This window comes from Pseudomonas sp. MPDS (assembly GCF_013283895.1).
Classification (GTDB): domain Bacteria; phylum Pseudomonadota; class Gammaproteobacteria; order Pseudomonadales; family Pseudomonadaceae; genus Aquipseudomonas; species Aquipseudomonas rhizophila.
On record NZ_CP054128.1, the window covers coordinates 637,237 to 656,171 of the forward strand.

The window sequence follows — 18,935 nt, forward strand, 5'->3', positions numbered from 1 at the left end:
TCTTCTCCGTGAGGCTGATCGCGTTCTATTCGCTGGCGGGCTCTTCCATCAACTGACGATAACGATCCAGCGCCTCGCTGAAGTCCTTGATGAACTCCGGGGTGCTGAGCCAGCGCTGGGCCGTCTCGCGATCCATGTCGTCGGCCCACATGCGGTAGTCGACCAGCATGTCCGCGGCCAGGTTGGTGGCGGCCATGCTTTCGTTCTCGGCGTTTTTCAGGTCCAGCAGGCCGGGGCGTTCGCTGATCATCACGCTCAGGGACGCGAGCAGCGTGTCGAGCATTTCGCTACGGCTGATGGCCTCGGCTTCGCGTAGCTTGGCGAACAGCTCGAGCACGTAGACCGGTGGCTGGGCGGTGGCGTGGGCCGGGTCGCCATACATGGGGATGGATTTACGCCCGCTCATGCGGATTTGCTTGGCTTTGTCTTTGGCACGCTTGGCGCGTTTTTGCTGTTTGTTCAGTGAGGCCATTGGGCTTCGGTTTCCAGTTTGTTAGGGGGCGATGCCCGGCTCAGTTGATTTTCGGCACGGTAAAGCTGAATTCGCTGCCCTTGCCTGGCTGGCTTTCGGCGTGCAGTTTACCGCCATGGGCCTGGACAATCCCCTTGGAAATATACAAACCCAGTCCGGTGCCGTTCGGGTTGCCTTCCTTGACTGTCCAGTAGCGGTCAAACACGTGAGGCAACTGCTCCGGTTTGATTCCTTCGCCGGTATCACGAACGCTGAACACGATCTCGTCACCCACCGACATCGCGCTGATGCCCACGCTACCTTGCTGGGGGGTGAACTTGATGGCGTTTCCGATCAGGTTCGACAGCACCTGGAACAACCGCTCGGGGTCGGCATTGATCTTGAGATTGGGTTCGGCGTGGAACGAAATATCGATGGCCTTGGCGGTTGCCAGCGGCGTCAGCAGCGAGCAGGCGTCTTCGAATATCTGGCTGACGTCCAGCGGCTGGGGATGGATGGTGTAGCGCCCGGCGTCGATGCGCGAAGTGTCCAGCAGGTCTTCGAGCAGAACGTTCATGCGGCTGGCGGCCTGTTGCATGGTGTCGATGGCTGAAGCAATTCGCTTGGAGCTATGGGAGCCGTCGGAGCTGAAGGACTTTTGCATCATGCCGCAGAGCATGGATATGACCGTCATCGGGTTGCGCAGGTCATGGGACACCACCGCCACCAGCTCATCACGCGCCTGCACCGCCTGACGCTCCTTGTGGACTTGCCGGGCCAGATCGTTTTCCAGCGCTGAGCGGCGCAGGTCGTTGGCGGCAAACAGATCGCCGTGGGTCCATTTGGTACTGATGCCGGCCATTTCGACTTTCCAGATTTCGAAAGACGTTCGCGGTCGCAGGCGCAAACCTGTCTCGCTGCTTTCCAGGTCCAGAGGTTTTTGCGGGTCGCCGCTCCACTGGATGGTTTGCTTCACCTCGGGGCGGAACCACAGCACGCCATTTTCCACAGGCTTGGGCAGGTGGATCGCCAGCACACCGCTCGCCACGTCCTGATAGGCCTGGGCTGGAGCGAAAACGCTGCTCAGGTTGTGGTGGGAGAAAACGGGCTGGTCGGTCTCCAGCATCCATTTATGCAGCTCGCGGATCTGCTCCGCTTCCGGGCACTGGCCATGGCGGTGCAGCTTGTTGTCCTCGAGGATCGCGACGCCGGTGGCGCCGGTCAGGTCCATCAGCCTTTGGGGTTCGCGGGACAAGCCGTCAAAGACATTGTCGCTGGACTCGGCCATGGCCGTGGCGAGAACCTTGAGGTCCTCAAGCTTGGCATCCCGTTGACGGGTCAGATCCAGTGCTTCCATGGCGCTGATCTGCAGCGACAGCACTTGGCCGATGGTCTGGCAGGCCATGCGCATTTCATGGGGCACGAGCAGGGGGTGACGGTTGCCGCAGCTGATCAGGCCCCACAGTCGGTCGCCTTCCATCAGGGAAATGCTCATGGACGACAGCACACCCATGTTTTTCATGTATTGGCGGTGGATCGGCGAGACGCTACGCAGGGTGGAAAAGCTCAGGTCCAGGGGTGTCTGAGTGTCGGGGCGCAACTGCGGGACCAGCGGTACCGGCGTGTAGTCAGCGTTGGGGATGATCCGCAGCCAGTTGGTGCGATACAGCTCCCGGGCCTGTTCAGGGATATCCGATGCCGGAAAAAACAGGCCTTTGTAGAGCTCCATCGACGGCGCGCTGGCCTCGGCGATCACCTGGCCATGGCCTTCTTCTTCGAAGCGATAGATCAGCACCCGGTCGTAACCGGTCATGGCCTGAATTTCCCGAACGCTGATTTCGTACAGAGCCTGGAGGCTTTTCGCGCTTTGCAGGCGTTGCAGCATGCGCCCCAGGTTGGCTTCGCCGCTGACACCTTCGGGACGGTAGTCGCTCAGGTGCTGTTCCAGTTCGACGATCAGGGCGCCTTGATGGCGGTGGACCAGGGCGTCAAAACGCAACTGGTTCACGACAATCTCCACGGGCGCGTTGTCCCCGTCCGCATCGGCGCGACAGGCCTTGAGGACGGCTTGGGCCTGCTGCTGCCCGAACAGTGCGTCCAGCGTCTGGCCGGGGAGACCGTGAGAATCGTGCCCCATCAATTGCAATACGTTGGCGCTGACCTGTCGGATGACGAAGTCGGGTTCGGACAGCATCAGTAGCACGCCATGAGGCTGGATGGCCCCGGGGAAGCGAATCGGTTCGTCTGCACAATTGGCCAGCAGTTCTTCGAAGGCTTCCTGGTTTTCCGGGGTCATAACAATACCTTTTGGCTGTCCAGCCAGTGTTCAAAATGAGTAAACGTCGCTTTGGCGGCACGTGTGACTTCGAGCGTTTGGGCGTCGCCAAGGTTCCTGTCGCCCAAATACTGAAGGAAGTCCTTCCAACGCCGACCGGTGAGTTCGCCATACACATTGAGAAACGCCGCGCCGCTGGAGGCATCAAGGCCGAGCTGTTCGGCGACTCTGCGCCGCAGGATCTGCCCCCCGAGGGTTGCACCTTCCAGCACATAGGAAACCCCCAGGGCGGCGGCACGGGAATCGATCTGCGGCAGATCCCGGCAGGTGGGCAGTGCCTCGATAGCGTGGTCATCCAGGCCCAGTGCCGTGAGATCCGCCCGCAGTACGGGAAGCTTGATCCGCAGGGATTGGTCCAACCCCGTCGGTGTCAGCGTCAGGACATGAAGTCGCTGTTCCAGCGGTTTATAAAAACCGTAGTAGGCGGCCATCAGGCGCCGGTACAGGTCGAGGTCCAACTGTTCGGAGAAAAACGGCAAGCGTTTTTCCAGGGCGACGTGCAGCTCAGCGGTTTCGGTCCGCAATGCCTGAATCAGAGAAGGGGGAGGCGCGGCCGGTGACATGCGGGATAGAGCTCGTTGACTGGAGCGTTGCTGGAAAAAAAGCGCATCAATCTTACACAGATTTTTCGGCCAGAGCGGCCATCAGCCGTTGGCTTTCAGTTCGCCCGTCGTCAGGCTTGGTTGTCGAGCCTCAAGGCTTGTTCCAGGTCGGTCTCCAGCAAAGCGCCGGCATTGGGCATTCCGAGGAACTCCAAAACTACGGGATCCCTGACGATGTCCCTCGGGCTGAGATTGAGCCTTTCAATATGGCTGGTCGCTTCCTGTTTCACCGCCGGGCGGTCTTGGCTGGCCAGCGGACGTTCGTAGTAGAGGGTGCCGATCTGACGTTCCAGGGCGCGGGTGGACCAGTTTTGGATGGCTACCTCGTTCATGTACCAATGGCGGGCGTTTGGGGCTTCTACCCGCAGAAGTGTGCGGTAATGGGTCCAGCTCAATTCGGAACGCACTGCGTTCCAAATTGGAAACGATTGATAAAAGTCCCGCATGTGGCGCAGGTTGCGTTCATCAAAGCCTTTCCCAAACGGGAGGACCAAAAGGATGCTCTGGACGACGTTTCGATGATGCAGGGCGAGTCTGATTAGGTGGGAGGAAAGCCGTCCGATTCTTGCAGGACGGGTTTGACGCCGCCTGATCTTGGCTGACCCTGGCTTGTAGGAGCTATCCCGGGATGGCGTCATCCACTGCCGACGTCCTCATAGTGAGGACGATCATCAGATCGGATCTTGGGCTAGCGCCTTGGACGCGGCGACATAATCGGCCTGGAACTGCTCACTCTCCACCCAATCCAGCGCGGTCTGCTCATCGACGCCTTTGGTCAGGCGACGGTATTCGATCAATGCAGTAATGATGAAGTCGGTTGCTTCGTCCTCACCTTCCTGTTCCAGCACCAGCGTCAACAATGGATAGGCCAGGAACGCTTCGCACATCGCCTTCTGGCTGACCTTTTCAGCTGAGCTCATGATTTGGAACAGCTCCGTCAGGTCCACGGATTCCAGATCGATGCGCTCATCGTTCGGGTCCAGGAAATCGTTCGGCGCAGCAGCACGCTGAATGCGGTTCTTCTTGGCTTTCGCCTTGGCGCGCTGGTTTCGTTTCTGCTGTTTGTTTGCCGATGACATGGGGGGGCAGACTCCTGGCATGAAAATAAGGCGATCTATCCTACAGCTTCAGGGCAACCACTTCGAATCTCAATCCACCACAAACAATGTGGCACCCAATGAGGTTGAAGAACTCGCCGCGCTGTCACAGCTCCCGTAAATCCCAGGCAATAAAAAACCCCGATCAATTTCTTGATCGGGGTTTTCGGTATTTGGTGCCCAGAGACGGAATCGAACCGCCGACACGGGGATTTTCAATCCCCTGCTCTACCGACTGAGCTATCTGGGCAACGGGGCGCATTAAACGGGTTTTTCAGGGGGTCGTCAAGCACGTTATCAAAAAATATTTAATTATTACCGTCGCTTACGATCCGCCCCGGTTCTGGGTGGCCTATTCGGACGGCGGCACGTAGCCTTCGGCCTTGGCGTATTCTTCGCCGGAAAAGAACTTTTCCATTTCGCCCTGAAGGTATTTGCGGTCTTCGGCGTTCATCATGTTCAGGCGTTTTTCGTTGATCAGCAGGGTCTGGTGTTTTTGCCAGTCCGCCCAGGCCTTGGCCGAGACATTGTCGTAGATGTCCTGGCCTTTGACGCCCGGGAACGGCGCGCGCTCCAGGCCTTCCAGTTGTTCTTTGTACTTGCGGCACATCACGGTGCGGATCATTGCAACTCTCCTGCGTTCAATACGGCGGCCGCGCGTTCGAGCAAGGTCTTGACCGGGGCGGCGAGGCCCAGGCGCGGCGGGGTGGCGAGGTTATACCAGAGCCAGTCGGCCTCGGCCACGTGATGGCCGGTTTCCCGGACCCGGACCAGCCAGGGGTCGATCGCCAACTGAAAGTGGCTGAAAGTATGCACCAGGCTCGGCATCTGCTGATGATTGCCCAGCTCCAGCGAGTGTTGCAGGGCCAGGTGTTGCAGGTCGTCGAGGTCGTCGAGTTCCGGCAGGCTCCATAAACCGCCCCACAGGCCCGTGGAGGGGCGACGATAAAGCAGAATCGCGCCTTCGCGGTTAGCCAGCATCGGCATCAGGGTGCGTTTTTTGGGCACGTCCTTGCGTGGCTTGGGGATCGGGTAGCGGGTCTCCAGGCCAAGCATGTGGGCTTGGCAGCCTTTTTTAAGCGGGCACAGCAGGCAGCTGGGTTTGCTGCGGGTACAGAGCGTGGCGCCCAGGTCCATCATCGCCTGGGTGTAGGCGTTGACCCGGTCTTGAGGCGTGAAGCGCTCGGCAGTCGCCCACAGTTGCTTCGCGACCTTCGGTTCGCCCGGGTAACCTTCCTGGGCGGTGAAGCGCGCCAGCACCCGCTTGACGTTGCCATCGAGGATCGGTGCCCGCAGGCCCATGCTGATGCTGGCGATGGCGCCGGCTGTGGACAGGCCGATCCCCGGTAATTCGGTGAGTTTTTCCACGTCGCGGGGGAATTCACCGCCATATTGGTCGACTACGATCTTCGCGGTTTTCTGCAGATTACGGGCGCGGGTGTAGTAGCCCAGGCCGGTCCACAGGTGCAGCACTTCGTCTTCCGGCGCGGCGGCCAGGGCTTGCACGGTGGGCAGCGAGGCCATGAACCGGTCGAAATAATTGAGCACGGTGCTGACCTGGGTCTGCTGCAGCATGATTTCCGAGACCCACACCCGATACGCCGTGATGTCTTGCTGCCAAGGCAAGTCGTGGCGCCCGTGGCGGTCGAACCAGTCCAGTACGGCGCTGGAAAACTGCTCGGCTGTCATCGCTTGAACAACCCCTTGAGCGCGTCCTTCAGCTCGGGGCTGACCTTGTCGCCGAGCTTCTCGTCGATCTTCTCATTGAGCTTGTCACCGAGGCGGTCGCCGGCCAGTTTCGCGGCGACTTTGCCCAGACCCTCGTTGTCCAGCCGGCATGCCTTCGCGCCCAGCTCCAGCGGACCGCGGCAGCGTAACGGCCATTCGACATCGACGTAACGTTCGTTGACCTGGCAAGCCGGGTCGGGCATGTCGCTCTTGTCGCCTTCGATGATGATGCCGACGCGGTAGTCCATGCCCAGCACACGCAGGTCGATATCGCCGTTGCCGTTGACGGTCATGCCAGGGATACGGACCTTCAGGTCCGGGTTGCTGGCCACGCCGCTGCGGAAGGTGAGATTGCCGTTGAGTTGCTCGAATGGGGTGTCCTTGCCCCGGGGCTCGCCACTGAGGGTTTTACGATTGAGGGTGGCGATGCCCCTGCACAACTGCTGCTCGAGGTTGGCATTGAGCAGGACGCCGTCGTTGATGACGAACCCGGCAGTACCGTTGAGGCTGTCGATCAGGGCCTTTTGGCTGTTGCCACTGGCGGTCACGGCGCTGTTGAGTGTCACCAGGCCTTTGACGGGCGGATTCTTGCCCTGGCTTTCGATGATTTTCTCGGCCGGTACCCGGTTGATGCGAGTTTGCAGGCTCAACTGCGGCGTGGGCTGGCGCACGTCCAGCGTGCCTTTGACTTCGAAGTTGCCGTTGTACAAATCGCCCCGCAGGTTTTCCAGGGTCAGCAGGCCGCCCTGGCCGGTGGCCTTGAGCGCGGCATTCTGGATCGGCAGTTTATCGAGGGTCAGTTGGCCGAAGGTCAGGTCGGCATCCAGGTCCAGTTTGCCCAGGCGTTCGACCGGAAACAGCCGGTCGTTGCTCCAGGCGCCCTGGGTGGGCGCGCTCGGCAACGGTGTGCTGCCGGCGCCCGCCATGGCACTGGCTTCGGTGTTGCTGACCTCCGCCTCTCGGGCCGCCTTGGAACTGTCGGCCTCGGCGGATTTTGGCGGCAGGTAGCGGTCAACGTTGAAGGTATCGGCCTTGAGCTGCGCACGCAGTGACTGCTTGGCAAAGTCTTCCACGGCGATACGACCGCTGAAGGTGCTGTCGTCGATTTTCAGATTGATACTATTGAATTCGGCGCTGGTCGGCGTGGCCGCAATACGGGTGACCAGTTCGACTTTGCTCAAGCTGCCTTCGGCCATGGCCGGCAGTTTCTGACCGACGCCGTCGACGAATTTCGCCAGGTCGAATTGGGCGATCGACATGCCGCCGCTCAGTTGCGGGGTCTTGTCCAGATCATTGACCTTCAGTTCGCCCAACGCCCGCAGTTGATTGATGGAAAGCTTGATGCCGGTCCATTCGGCGACGTTCGCCGCTTTATCCAGGAGTAGCTGCCCGTGTGCCGCGAACGTCACGGTCTTGCCTTGCAAAGGGTCGCCCGTGGCTTCGCCGGACAGCTTCAGGTCTTCGAACTTGTAGCGCTGCAAGGCGCGCTCGAAGCGCAGCTCGCCCGTGACCTCGGTGCGCACCCGCACGGCTGGCTGGTTGCTGGCCAGGAATGCGGTGAGAGTGACCGGAATGTTGGTGGAATCATGGATCGGGCCAGTGCTCAGTTGGATGCTTTCGGCGGTGAACTGCCGGCCGGCCTGCTCGTCGGTGTATTCGACCCGGGCGTTGTTCACGGTCAGGCTGTCGATGTCCAGGCGGGTTGGCTGGGCCGGTTTCTGGGCCGGGGCGCTGTCCCCAGGGGCAGGCTGTTCGGCCGGTGCCGGGGCGTTTGCCGTGGTTTTAGAGGCGGGTGCCTTGCCGATGTCTTCCCAATTGCCGTGGCCGTTCTTGTCACGGTTGAGTCGCAGGTTCAGGCCTTCGACGCGCACGTCGCTCATCTGCACTTCGCGGCGCAGCAGTGGAATCACGCGCACGGAAAGGCCGAGCATCTGCAGGTCGGCGAACGGTTGTGTCGGGTTTGCCAGGGTGGCGACACTGGCTTCGTGCAATTCCAGACCCAGCCACGGGAAAAGGCTCCAGCCGATGTCGCCATTGAGGGTCAGCTCAATGTGGGCCTTGTCGCGGGCTATCTGGCGGATCTCTTCTTTATAGTCGTTGGGATCGAAGAGGTGGGTCAGGGCAAAGCCCAAGGCCACAATGACCAGCAACAGCCCGAGAAGTACCAGACCCAGGATTTTGCCGAACGCTTTCATGGGCGAGTCCTTGTAGGTTGAGTTCAAAATTTAGCCTGGGAGTATAACGCCCTGACCTGATGGCGCGTTGGGTGATCGTTCTTTCTGACAGGCCTGTGGGCCATGGAACCGTGGCGAGGGCCGCGCTGAGCTCCCGGATCTAGGCCTGCTCCAGTGCCAGTTTCAATTTGGCCGCCAGCGCCTGGGCTTCCAGATGACCGGATGGGGCCAAGAGCTTCAGTTCGGCACCGTGTTGCGTAGCCATTTTCCGGGCTTCGCTGACCAATCGTTCCGCCACCCCACGACGACGGGTGACGTTTCGCACGCACATTTGGGACAAGTGCCAGACGTCCTGGTGCCGTTGCAGCCGTGCGGCACCGAGCAACCGGTCATTGAAGCGGGCTGCGATCAACGCGCCGTCCTCCAGGCATTTGTGTATCAATTGTGTGCCGTCAGTGAACGGCTCGAACAGCCAGGCCGGGGCATCCTGGTAGATTTTGTGCAGGTCCTGCCGGTCCCGACAGGTGGCGTCATTCAACTGCTCGACAACGATGGGCATATAAATTCCTGAAAAATAAACGATTCACGCCCTACAGAAAACGTGCAATGGCGCGATAAGACAGAAGATGTAAAAAAGGTGATAGCACTTTGGCTTTTCTGTCATAAGCAAATGGTAACCTTTACCCGTTCGCCCGTCCTTCTGCGACTCAATGTCGCACCAAAATGAAGCTTCACCAGAAAATACAGTCGCGCTTTGCGTGCAATAAGGCTGAGGGTGATGCATGGCTGGCGAGCCATACCAATAACTGGGGGATACATAATGAGCACGAGCATCACGGCGGACGGCTTTGCCGCCCAGCCTGCGTTCCTCTCCAAGGAACGCATTATCGCCAAGCCCGGATTCAACCGGTGGCTGGTTCCACCGGCCGCACTGGCCATCCACCTTTGCATCGGCATGGCCTACGGCTTTTCGGTGTTCTGGTTGCCGTTGTCCAAGGCACTGGGCGTCACCAAGCCTGTAGCCTGTGCACCGGACATGAGCTTCATCGCACAAGTCTTTTCATCCCAATGTGACTGGCCGATCTCGATGCTCGGCTGGATCTACACCCTGTTCTTCATCTTCCTGGGTTGCTCGGCAGCCATCTGGGGCGGCTGGCTGGAACACGCCGGGCCACGTAAGGCTGGCGTTGTATCGGCCTTGTGCTGGTGCGGCGGTCTGCTGATTTCCGCGCTGGGTATTTACACTCACCAGATATGGCTGATGTGGGTCGGCTCCGGGGTAATCGGTGGTATCGGCTTGGGGCTGGGCTACATCTCCCCGGTTTCGACGCTGATCAAGTGGTTCCCGGACAAGCGTGGCATGGCCACCGGCATGGCGATCATGGGCTTCGGCGGCGGCGCGATGGTAGGTGCACCGCTGGCTGCAGCGCTGATGAGCCATTTCTCTTCGCCGACTGAAGTGGGCGTATGGCAAAGCTTCCTGGTCATGGCCGCGATCTACTTCGTGTTCATGGTCGGTGGCGCCCTGTCGTACCGCGTCCCGCCGACCGGCTGGAAGCCTGAAGGCTGGACCCCTGCACCGAAGAAAGCTGCGAACGCGATGATCACCCATCGTCACGTTCACGTGAACGTGGCCTGGAAAACCCCGCAGTTCCGTCTGGTATGGCTGGTGCTGTGCCTGAACGTATCCGCCGGTATCGGCATCATCGGCATGGCATCGCCACTGTTGCAGGAAGTGTTCGGCGGCAAGTTGCTCGGCAATGACTTGCCTTTCGGTCAGTTGGATGCTGCGCAACTGGGTCAGATCGCGGCCATTGCGGCCGGTTTCACTGGTCTACTGAGCCTGTTCAACATCGGTGGGCGGTTCTTCTGGGCATCCTGCTCGGATTACCTGGGTCGCAAGAACACCTACTTCGTGTTCTTCGCCCTGGGCTTTGCCCTGTACGCGCTGATCCCGAACCTGGGTCATCTGGGCAGCGTCGCGCTGTTCGTGGCGGCGTTCTGCATCATCCTGTCGATGTACGGCGGCGGTTTTGCCACCGTGCCGGCCTACCTGGCGGACCTGTTCGGTACGCAAATGGTCGGCGCGATCCACGGTCGGCTGTTGACCGCCTGGGCCGCGGCAGGCGTGCTGGGTCCGGTACTGGTGAACTACCTGCGTGAATATCAGTTGAGCATCGGCGTTGAACGCGCTGCGGCCTATGACATCACCTTGTACATCCTCGCCGGCCTGCTGGTGCTGGGCTTCCTGTGCAACCTGATGGTTCGTCCGGTCGCCGACAAGTACTTCATGACCGACGCCGAACTGGCCGCCGAACAGGCACTGGGCCATGACAAGGGCGCTGACAGCACCACTTCGCTGGAGTGGAAAGCCGCGCCGGGCACCAAGCCTTTGGCGATCGCCGCCTGGTTGGTGGTGGGCATTCCGTTGGCGTGGGGTGTCTGGGTAACCCTGCAGAAGACGGCGGTGTTGTTCCAGTAATGCGCTAGCCCGAACCCGCTGGGGTGAGGGCGAATCTTGTGGGAGCGAGCCTGCTCGCGATGAGGGAGGGTCAGCCGGCATCATTGTCGGCTGATCCACCGCTATCGCGAGCAGGCTCGCTCCCACATTTGTTTTGGGTGATGGCCACAATTGCTTGTACGGACATGTCTATCGCCGACAACCCGTCAGGGATATCACCTCCCGTGTTTCTGTTTGCCGCTCGCGCCCCTATAATGGCTGCCTTTTTCGCCCAATGATTTTGCGGAGCTGGTGATGGCCGAACGTAAGGCGTCTGTCGAGCGCGACACTCTGGAAACCCAGATCAAAGCCTCGATCAACCTGGATGGCACCGGAAAGGCCCGGTTTGATATCGGCGTGCCTTTTCTTGAGCACATGCTGGACCAGATCGCCCGTCATGGGCTGATCGACCTGGATATCGTCAGCAAGGGCGACCTGCACATCGACGACCACCACACGGTGGAAGACGTCGGTATCACCCTGGGGCAGGCCTTCACCAAAGCCATCGGCGACAAGAAAGGCATCCGTCGCTACGGCCACGCCTACGTGCCGCTCGATGAGGCACTGTCGCGTGTGGTCATCGACTTCTCCGGTCGTCCGGGCCTGCAAATGCATGTGCCGTACACCCGTGCCACCGTTGGCGGCTTCGACGTGGACCTGTTCCAGGAATTTTTCCAGGGCTTCGTCAACCACGCCAATGTGACCCTGCACATCGACAACCTGCGCGGGCACAACACCCACCACCAGATCGAAACCGTGTTCAAGGCTTTCGGCCGCGCGCTGCGCATGGCCGTGGAGCTCGATGACCGCATGGCCGGGCAAATGCCCTCCACCAAGGGCGTCCTGTAATGCAGACGGTCGCGGTTATCGATTACGGCATGGGCAACCTGCACTCGGTGGCCAAGGCCCTCGAGCACGTGGGCGCCGGCAAGGTACTGATCACCAGCGATGCCGACGTGATTCGCGAAGCCGACCGGGTGGTCTTTCCCGGTGTTGGTGCGATTCGTGACTGCATGGCCGAGATCCGTCGCCTGGGCTTCGATTCGCTTGTGCATGAAGTCAGTCAGGATCGTCCGTTCCTTGGCATTTGCGTGGGCATGCAGGCCTTGCTCGAGAGCAGCGAGGAGAACGACGGCGTCGATTGCATCGCGATGTTTCCAGGCCAGGTGAAGTTTTTCGGCAAGGATCTGCACGAAGACGGCGAGCACCTGAAAGTCCCGCACATGGGCTGGAACGAGGTGAAGCAGACGGTGGATCACCCGCTGTGGCACAACATTCCGGACCTGGCGCGCTTCTACTTCGTGCACAGCTACTACATCGCGGCCGGTAACGCCCGGCAGGTGGTGGGCGGCGGTCACTATGGCGTCGACTTCGCCGCGGCCCTGGCCGACGGTTCGCGCTTCGCCGTGCAGTTCCATCCGGAGAAGAGCCATACCCATGGCCTGCAGTTGCTGCAGAACTTCGCCGCGTGGGACGGGCGCTGGTAATGGCCCGCAAGAAACCGCCGATCCTCACCCTCACGCCCGAGCAGGAAAGTGAGGCGAACCTCAAGATCCAACGGTTCATGGAGGATCGTTTCGAACTGGACCTGGGTTCGTTCGAGGCGGCGGAAATTCTTGAGCTGTTTACCCGCGAAATTGCTCCGCACTATTACAACAGGGCGATTTTCGATGTGCAGACGCACCTTAAAGAAAGGTTCGAAAGTATCGAAAGCGACTTGTGGGCGCTCGAGAAAAACTGATTTCCGAGCCAAGCTGAACATTCGAATTTGAAGGTTTGCCAGATGCTGATTATCCCCGCTATCGATCTCAAGGACGGCGCTTGCGTACGTCTGCGTCAGGGCCGGATGGAAGACTCCACGGTGTTCTCCGATGACCCGGTGAGCATGGCCGCCAAGTGGGTGGAGGGTGGCTGCCGTCGCCTGCATCTGGTTGACCTGAACGGTGCCTTCGAAGGGCAGCCGGTGAACGGCGAAGTGGTCACAGCCATTGCCAAGCGCTACCCGAACCTGCCGATCCAGATCGGCGGCGGTATCCGCTCGCTGGAAACCATCGAACACTACGTCAAGGCTGGCGTGAGCTATGTGATCATCGGCACCAAGGCAGTGAAAGACCCGGCGTTTGTCGCTGAAGCTTGCCGCGCCTTCCCGGGCAAGGTCATCGTTGGCCTGGATGCCAAGGACGGTTTCGTCGCCACTGACGGTTGGGCTGAAGTCAGCACCGTGCAGGTGATTGACCTGGCCAAGCGTTTCGAGGCCGACGGGGTGTCTGCCATCGTGTACACCGACATCGCCAAAGACGGCATGATGCAGGGTTGCAACGTTCCGTTCACCGCCGCCCTGGCCGCCGCCACGAAGATTCCGGTGATCGCCTCCGGCGGTATCCATAACCTGGGCGACATCAAGGCGCTGCTCGACGCCAAGGCGCCAGGCATCATCGGCGCGATCACCGGTCGCGCGATCTACGAAGGCACGCTGGATGTCGCTGAGGCCCAGGCCTTCTGCGATTCCTACAAAGGCTGAGGACTGACCATGGCGCTGGCCAAACGCATCATCCCTTGCCTGGACGTGGACAACGGCCGGGTGGTCAAGGGCGTCAAGTTCGAGAACATCCGCGACGCCGGCGACCCGGTGGAAATCGCCCGTCGCTATGACGAGCAGGGCGCGGACGAGATTACCTTCCTCGACATCACGGCCAGCGTCGACGGCCGCGATACCACGCTGCATACCGTCGAGCGCATGGCCAGCCAGGTGTTCATCCCGCTGACCGTGGGCGGTGGCGTGCGCACCGTGCAGGACATCCGCAACCTGCTCAACGCCGGTGCGGACAAGGTGTCGATCAACACCGCCGCGGTGTTCAACCCGGAATTCGTCGGCGAAGCGGCCCAGCGTTTTGGTTCGCAGTGCATTGTCGTGGCCATCGATGCCAAGAAAGTGTCCGGCCCGGGCGAAACCCCGCGCTGGGAGATCTTCACCCACGGTGGGCGCAAACCCACCGGCCTGGACGCCGTGGAATGGGCGAAGAAGATGGAAGGCCTGGGGGCCGGTGAGATCTTGCTGACCAGCATGGACCAGGACGGCATGAAAAACGGTTTCGACCTGGGCGTCACCCGCGCCATCAGCGATGCCTTGGGCATTCCGGTCATCGCCTCCGGCGGCGTCGGCAACCTGCAGCACCTGGCCGATGGCATCCTTGAAGGCCATGCCAGTGCGGTACTGGCGGCGAGCATTTTCCACTTCGGCGAATACACCGTGCCGGAAGCCAAGGCTTACATGGCGCAGCGCGGAATCGTCATTCGATAAGCGCGCACAACCGAGCCCCGATGCTCACCTCAGGGGGCGACGGGGGGTGTGTTCTGCGCCCCTGTCGCAGGGCTCAGTACGTCAATCCTCGGCTCGGATGCCTGGCCTGATTTGTCGTAGGCGATTGTGCAGAATTTCAGCGGCAGTTCTGCATCCGGAAACCAGAAATCCATGTAGGTGTGGGTCAGATACTGCTCATCCCTTGAGCAATCTGTGGTGTCCAGCGGGCCAAATTTGACGGCGTAGGTCCGGTACTCGCTACCGCGTGCCAGCTCCACGCCGACTCCGCTACTGATCGACAAATCAGGCTGCGCCGTCGGCGTGTCATCAAGGACTTCCACCACAAGGGACAGTCCATTCTTGATGAGTCCGACCTGCGCTCCTTGAGTCGCGGAATCAACGCCAAGAATGCAAAGGAAATAGAAACCGGGCTGGGCGCCGATCTCGCTGTTGATAAACGCGTCGTTAGAACTTATTGCGTCGCTGTAATAATGGCCACTTTCGCAGTCCTTCGCAGTGCGCACGGTCTTGTGGCGATAAAAAGCGGTGCTGATGGAGAAATGGTAATCCCATGTCGGAATTTCCATCGTCCCGTCATCCCGTTTTTTGAGCCTCTTGTACCTTGCGGGCTCGTTGGCATCAGCACTCACGGTAAACGCTGGATAAAGCGGACAAGAGGAAGTTGCCTCATTGGCAATGTGGCCTTGTACAAAGCATCCATTGAGAAAGATCGTCGGGTTCCCATAAACGTTTTTGGGAATGGCCTTATAGACATCCCCAACCCGCGTACAGGGTGCATGTTCGTCGCATGGAGCGAAACCGGCCGCCAGGTTACCGGTGCCTATTACGCCTATTATCTCGTTGGAGTAACGATCAAGAATCGGCCCCCCTGAACTGCCGCCGGCTATATCCTGACAGCGCGTCATCACGTTGTTTCGCCACACCCATGGGCCTTCCACTATTTCCCGAGCAGGCTGCAAAGTGCAGGCAGCCATGCGCAATGTGGCTTTGTCGAAACCCTGCGGGGCACTCACGATCAGCACATCAGTCCCGTCGGCAGGCTTTTGTCGGGCCAGCTCCAGGGGCTGTATACCTTCCTCAATGAGTTTCTGAAGGCTGACGTCCAATTCTATGATCGCCAGATCAACGCCTTGCATACTGCGCCATGCCACCTTTTTCAGCGCGTAGGTTTTGAATAACTCGGTGTCGGCGAAGTAATCGAACTGCATGACCCCGCTGACCGGTTTATCCGTCACGATGTTGCCGTTGCCTTTTTCGATACAGTGTCCTGAAGTGAGTACATAGGCGGGTGTTGGTTGGGGTACCGAGGCATCCTGAGTGTCGAGGAGCGTCGCGGTACAAGAGCCGTCGATAAACAGGCGTCCGACGCCCCGCCAGTGGTTGTGTGATCCATCCGCGTTTTCAAGGACCTTAGAGGCCGTAAAATTTTGCATGCCTTCGCCAAAGTCCTGGCTGTGGGCGATACCCTGCAAACTCAGCGAGCAGAGCAGGCCGGTCAGCAGAAAGGAGATCGATTTCATCGAGTAGTACCTTTGGTTAGTTGAATGAAAACCGGCAGTGGCCGGTGTTCTCCAATTAATCAGGTAGGGGCTGACGGTTGGCGGTAAATAGTTACCTCAACGGTGAGAGTGCTGTTTTATATTTTGAGTCGTTGAGCCGCCTGGGCAGCAAAGGGCTGTGGACATGCTCGCAGGCCCGAGGCACTCTTGGGCACGCCATGGATTCGGGTAGCAGACATGTTCAGACGCATTCTTTTGGTTATTGCCAGTGCCTCTTTGTTGTTCGTCAACGGGGCACAAGCTCAAGATCGCCGTGACGTCGGCCTGGTGTTGCTGACGGAAAACTTCCCGCCCTACAACATGGCCAAGAATGGCAAAAACTTCGCTCAGGACGAGAACATCAATGGCATCGCGGTGGATATTGTCCGCGAGATATTCAAACGTGCCGATATCAGCTACAGCCTGACACTGCGTTTCCCGTGGGAGCGAATTTATAAACTGGCCCTGGATAATCCCGGGTACGGCGTGTTTGTCACGGCGCGATTGCCCGAGCGTGAAAAGCTCTTCAAATGGGTCGGCCCGATTGGCCCGGACGACTGGATCATGCTCGCCAAGGCTGACAGCAAGATTTCCCTGGACTCGTTGGAGCAGGCGCGTCAATACAGGATCGGGGCTTACAAGGGTGACGCGATTGCCGAGACCTTGGCCAAGCAAGGGCTGAACCCGATTGTCGTGTTGCGCGATCAGGACAACGCCAGGAAGCTGGTCAATGGTCAAATCGATCTGTGGGCCACCGGGGATCCGGCCGGGCGCTATCTGGCGCGTGAGGAAGGGGTGAGCGATCTCAAGACCGTGCTACGGTTCAACAGTGCCGAGTTGTACCTGGCGTTGAACAAAAACGTGCCCGACGACGTGGTCGCCCGCCTTCAAGCGGCCCTGGATGAACTGCGCAAGGAAGGTGCGGTGGACGCGATCATGGCGCGGTATCTCTGAAGACTGCGCCACCGCCATCGCGAGCAGGCTCGCTCCCACACTGGATCTGCGGTGGGCACATGACTTGCGAACAACCCGAGACCCTGTGGGAGCGAGCCTGCTCGCGATAGCGGCGGCGCGGTTTAACCGCTACCGATAAACCCCATCTTTGCCATGCCCAGCCATCGCCCGATTGCTGCGCAAGCTGATCATCGACTTGATGTCGATCCATTCGATGCCCTGGGCCTTGAGCCTGGGCAGTTCGCGTTCGAGCACGGCCAGGGTCTGCGGATAGGGATGGCCAATCATCACCGCAGAACCCTGCTGGCGAGCCAGCTCTATGGCGACCTGAAGCTGATGGGCGATGGCCGCTTCGGTGCGCTCATCGTCCAGGAACACATCGCGTGACACGCTGGCGAGGCCGATTTTTTGCGCCTCGGCGGCGGCGACTGTCTGGGCGCTGGTGCGGCTGTCGACAAAGAACTTGTGTCGCTGCTGCAAGTTCGCCATCAACCACGCCATGGCCCGCGGCTGGGAAGTCATGCGGCTGCCCATGTGGTTATTGATCCCGCTGGTGAAGGGCACGGCGGCGAATGCGGCGTCGAGGCGTTTTCCCAACTCTTCAAGGGGCAGTTCCGGATGCCAGGCGAACGGCCCGGTGGCCGGGTCCATGGGCATGTGCAGCATGACGACCTTGCCGGCGCGATGGGCTTCGCGGGCGAGTTCGGCAGCGTGTGGCGTGTCGGGCATGATCGCCGCAGTGACCGGGCCGGGCAGGGCCAGCACGCGGCGATCCCGGGGCAGGTTCTGCCCCAGGTCATCGATGATCAGGCTCAGGTAGGCCTTGTGCGGTGCCGGTGCCGGTGTGGCGGGCGCGGCAAAGGCCGCGCCAGCCAGGCAGCACACCAGGCCCACCAGGATGAAGCGCAGGCCCATCTCAGCGGCCGGAGGTGATGTTCAGTCCTTTGAGCAGGCTCAGGGCCTGAGCCAACTGATAATCATCATCCTGCGGCATGGGCTTGGCCTTGGCGCCGGAACCGGTCGGTTTGTCGGCGCCGCCGTTGCCATTGCCCAAGTGACCCTGCAAGTCAGCTTCCTTGAAGTACTCGCTGTCCTGCTCGCTGGTGATCTTGGCCTTGCGCACCTCGATGTCCGGGACGATGCCCTGGGCCTGGATGGATCGGCCGTTAGGGGTGTAGTACAGCGCAGTAGTGATCTTCAGGGCGCGGTCATTGTTGAGCGGCAAGACGGTCTGCACCGAGCCTTTGCCAAAACTGGTGGTGCCCATGACGACACCGCGTTTCTGGTCCTGCAGGGCGCCGGCGACGATTTCCGATGCCGAAGCGCTGCCACCGTTGATCAGTACCACCAGCGGCACGGCTTCGCTCAGGTCGTTGCCGGTGGCCGAAAAGCGCAGCTCGGAATTGGCGATGCGGCCCTTGGTGTAGACGATCAGGCCCTTGGTGATGAAATGGTCCACCACCTCCACGGCCGATTGCAGCACGCCGCCGGGGTTGTTACGCAGGTCCAGGACCATGCCGTTGAGCTTCTTGCCGTTGTCCTTGCGCAGCTTGGCCAGGGCCTTGGCGACTTCTTCGCCGGTCTTGACCTGGAACTGGGTGATGCGGATGTAGCCGTAGCCCGACTCCAGCAACTGGCTCTTCACGCTTTTGACCTGGATGATCGCGCGGGTCAGGGTCACGTCGAACGGCGTGCCGCCATCGCGCACCAGGGTCAGGGTAATCTTCTGGCCGATCTTGCCGCGCATCTTGTCCACGGCTTCGGTCATGCTCTGGCCGCGAGTCGGCTGGCCGTTGATCTTGACGATGAAGTCACCGGCCTGGATGCCGGCCTTGGAAGCAGGCGTGTCGTCGATGGGCGAAACCACTTTGACGAAGCCGTCTTCGCTGCCGACCTCGATGCCCAGGCCGCCGAACTCGCCGCTGGTGCTTTCCTGCAGCTCGGCGAAATCTTCCGGCCCCAGGTAGGCCGAGTGGGGGTCAAGGTTGCTGAGCATGCCCTTGATGGCGTTCTCCAGCAGCAGCTTGTCGTCCACCGGTTCCACGTAGGCGGCCTTGATCCGGTCCATGACTTCGGCAAAGGTGCGCAGTTCGTCCAGCGGCAGCGGGGCCTTGGTGGTCGCGGCCGTAGCGGCGGTCGACGAGGGGGCCGGTTCAGCGGCGAACGCCAGGGGCGCACCGATCACCAGGGCGATCGTCAGGGCCAGCGAGGTGAGGCGGGACAAATGCAGCATG

General features: G+C 60.3%; 18 protein-coding genes, 1 tRNA gene and 1 pseudogene. 7 read left to right on the forward strand and 13 right to left on the reverse strand.

Annotated features, from left to right (window positions below):
• Nucleotides 1-25: 25 nt before the first annotated feature.
• From HQ912_RS02715 to panM, 10 genes and pseudogenes are all read right to left on the reverse strand, one after another.
• On the reverse strand, nucleotides 26-472 hold the full coding sequence (locus HQ912_RS02715) for a hypothetical protein (protein ID WP_047226889.1): 447 nt from the start codon (nucleotides 470-472) through the stop codon (nucleotides 26-28).
• 40 nt (nucleotides 473-512) lie between these two features.
• Nucleotides 513-2,747 carry an ATP-binding protein gene (locus HQ912_RS02720; RefSeq protein WP_047226890.1) on the reverse strand — a complete coding sequence of 745 codons (2,235 nt, stop codon included), beginning with the start codon at nucleotides 2,745-2,747 and terminating at the stop codon, nucleotides 513-515.
• Nucleotides 2,744-3,349 carry a biliverdin-producing heme oxygenase gene (locus tag HQ912_RS02725; protein WP_047226891.1) on the reverse strand — a complete coding sequence of 202 codons (606 nt, stop codon included), beginning with the start codon at nucleotides 3,347-3,349 and terminating at the stop codon, nucleotides 2,744-2,746. Before HQ912_RS02725 ends, HQ912_RS02720 begins: the two co-directional genes overlap by 4 nt.
• A 131-nt stretch (nucleotides 3,350-3,480) precedes the next feature.
• Nucleotides 3,481-3,879 (reverse strand): annotated as a pseudogene (locus tag HQ912_RS02730) (DUF1016 N-terminal domain-containing protein); the annotation flags it as partial.
• Between the two features lie 180 nt (nucleotides 3,880-4,059).
• On the reverse strand, nucleotides 4,060-4,467 hold the full coding sequence (locus HQ912_RS02735) for a hypothetical protein (RefSeq protein ID WP_047226892.1): 408 nt from the start codon (nucleotides 4,465-4,467) through the stop codon (nucleotides 4,060-4,062).
• Between the two features lie 192 nt (nucleotides 4,468-4,659).
• Nucleotides 4,660-4,735 (reverse strand) — tRNA-Phe (locus HQ912_RS02740).
• A gap of 102 nt (nucleotides 4,736-4,837) precedes the next feature.
• The gene (locus tag HQ912_RS02745; RefSeq protein ID WP_047226893.1) at nucleotides 4,838-5,110 is read right to left on the reverse strand and encodes an oxidative damage protection protein; all 273 of its coding nucleotides are present in this window, start codon (nucleotides 5,108-5,110) and stop codon (nucleotides 4,838-4,840) included.
• Nucleotides 5,107-6,174, reverse strand: a complete 1,068-nt coding sequence (mutY, locus tag HQ912_RS02750; protein ID WP_173406448.1) for an A/G-specific adenine glycosylase — start codon at nucleotides 6,172-6,174, stop codon at nucleotides 5,107-5,109. The genes HQ912_RS02745 and mutY overlap by 4 nt, the downstream gene beginning before the upstream one ends.
• A complete protein-coding gene (locus tag HQ912_RS02755) occupies nucleotides 6,171-8,408 on the reverse strand; it encodes an AsmA family protein (protein WP_139048845.1) in 2,238 nt (745 codons plus the stop codon). The genes mutY and HQ912_RS02755 overlap by 4 nt, the downstream gene beginning before the upstream one ends.
• Nucleotides 8,409-8,547: 139 nt before the next feature.
• Nucleotides 8,548-8,946 carry an aspartate 1-decarboxylase autocleavage activator PanM gene (gene panM, locus HQ912_RS02760; RefSeq protein WP_047226896.1) on the reverse strand — a complete coding sequence of 133 codons (399 nt, stop codon included), beginning with the start codon at nucleotides 8,944-8,946 and terminating at the stop codon, nucleotides 8,548-8,550.
• A gap of 261 nt (nucleotides 8,947-9,207) precedes the next feature.
• Between panM and HQ912_RS02765 the strand changes: the two genes are divergently transcribed.
• The 6 genes from HQ912_RS02765 to hisF all read left to right on the forward strand — a co-directional run bounded on the left by HQ912_RS02765 (nucleotide 9,208) and on the right by hisF (nucleotide 14,188).
• A complete protein-coding gene (locus tag HQ912_RS02765; RefSeq protein WP_047226897.1) occupies nucleotides 9,208-10,869 on the forward strand; it encodes an OFA family MFS transporter in 1,662 nt (553 codons plus the stop codon).
• 273 nt (nucleotides 10,870-11,142) lie between these two features.
• Entirely contained in the window at nucleotides 11,143-11,736 is a 594-nt protein-coding gene (gene hisB / locus HQ912_RS02770; protein ID WP_003186751.1) for an imidazoleglycerol-phosphate dehydratase HisB, read from the forward strand.
• Nucleotides 11,736-12,374 carry an imidazole glycerol phosphate synthase subunit HisH gene (gene hisH / locus HQ912_RS02775; protein ID WP_047226898.1) on the forward strand — a complete coding sequence of 213 codons (639 nt, stop codon included), beginning with the start codon at nucleotides 11,736-11,738 and terminating at the stop codon, nucleotides 12,372-12,374. The genes hisB and hisH overlap by 1 nt, the downstream gene beginning before the upstream one ends.
• Complete coding sequence (locus tag HQ912_RS02780) at nucleotides 12,374-12,628, forward strand: DUF2164 domain-containing protein (protein WP_047226899.1); 255 nt, start codon at nucleotides 12,374-12,376, stop codon at nucleotides 12,626-12,628. The genes hisH and HQ912_RS02780 overlap by 1 nt, the downstream gene beginning before the upstream one ends.
• A gap of 42 nt (nucleotides 12,629-12,670) precedes the next feature.
• Nucleotides 12,671-13,408, forward strand: coding sequence for a 1-(5-phosphoribosyl)-5-[(5-phosphoribosylamino)methylideneamino]imidazole-4-carboxamide isomerase (gene hisA, locus HQ912_RS02785; RefSeq protein ID WP_047226900.1), 738 nt, complete (start codon nucleotides 12,671-12,673; stop codon nucleotides 13,406-13,408).
• Between the two features lie 9 nt (nucleotides 13,409-13,417).
• On the forward strand, nucleotides 13,418-14,188 hold the full coding sequence (gene hisF / locus HQ912_RS02790; protein WP_047226901.1) for an imidazole glycerol phosphate synthase subunit HisF: 771 nt from the start codon (nucleotides 13,418-13,420) through the stop codon (nucleotides 14,186-14,188).
• 29 nt (nucleotides 14,189-14,217) lie between these two features.
• Here hisF and HQ912_RS02795 read toward each other — a convergent pair whose 3' ends face one another.
• Nucleotides 14,218-15,729 carry a trypsin-like serine peptidase gene (locus HQ912_RS02795; protein ID WP_173406449.1) on the reverse strand — a complete coding sequence of 504 codons (1,512 nt, stop codon included), beginning with the start codon at nucleotides 15,727-15,729 and terminating at the stop codon, nucleotides 14,218-14,220.
• A gap of 216 nt (nucleotides 15,730-15,945) precedes the next feature.
• Here HQ912_RS02795 and HQ912_RS02800 point away from each other — a divergent pair, with 216 nt between their 5' ends.
• Nucleotides 15,946-16,701 (forward strand): substrate-binding periplasmic protein, encoded by a 756-nt coding sequence (locus HQ912_RS02800; protein WP_076383350.1) that lies wholly within the window; start codon nucleotides 15,946-15,948, stop codon nucleotides 16,699-16,701.
• 129 nt (nucleotides 16,702-16,830) lie between these two features.
• Here HQ912_RS02800 and HQ912_RS02805 read toward each other — a convergent pair whose 3' ends face one another.
• Nucleotides 16,831-17,616 carry a divergent polysaccharide deacetylase family protein gene (locus HQ912_RS02805; RefSeq protein ID WP_047226904.1) on the reverse strand — a complete coding sequence of 262 codons (786 nt, stop codon included), beginning with the start codon at nucleotides 17,614-17,616 and terminating at the stop codon, nucleotides 16,831-16,833.
• A 1-nt stretch (nucleotide 17,617) separates the two neighbouring features.
• The gene (locus tag HQ912_RS02810) at nucleotides 17,618-18,934 is read right to left on the reverse strand and encodes a S41 family peptidase (protein ID WP_047226905.1); all 1,317 of its coding nucleotides are present in this window, start codon (nucleotides 18,932-18,934) and stop codon (nucleotides 17,618-17,620) included.
• Between the last annotated feature and the right edge of the window lies 1 nt (nucleotide 18,935).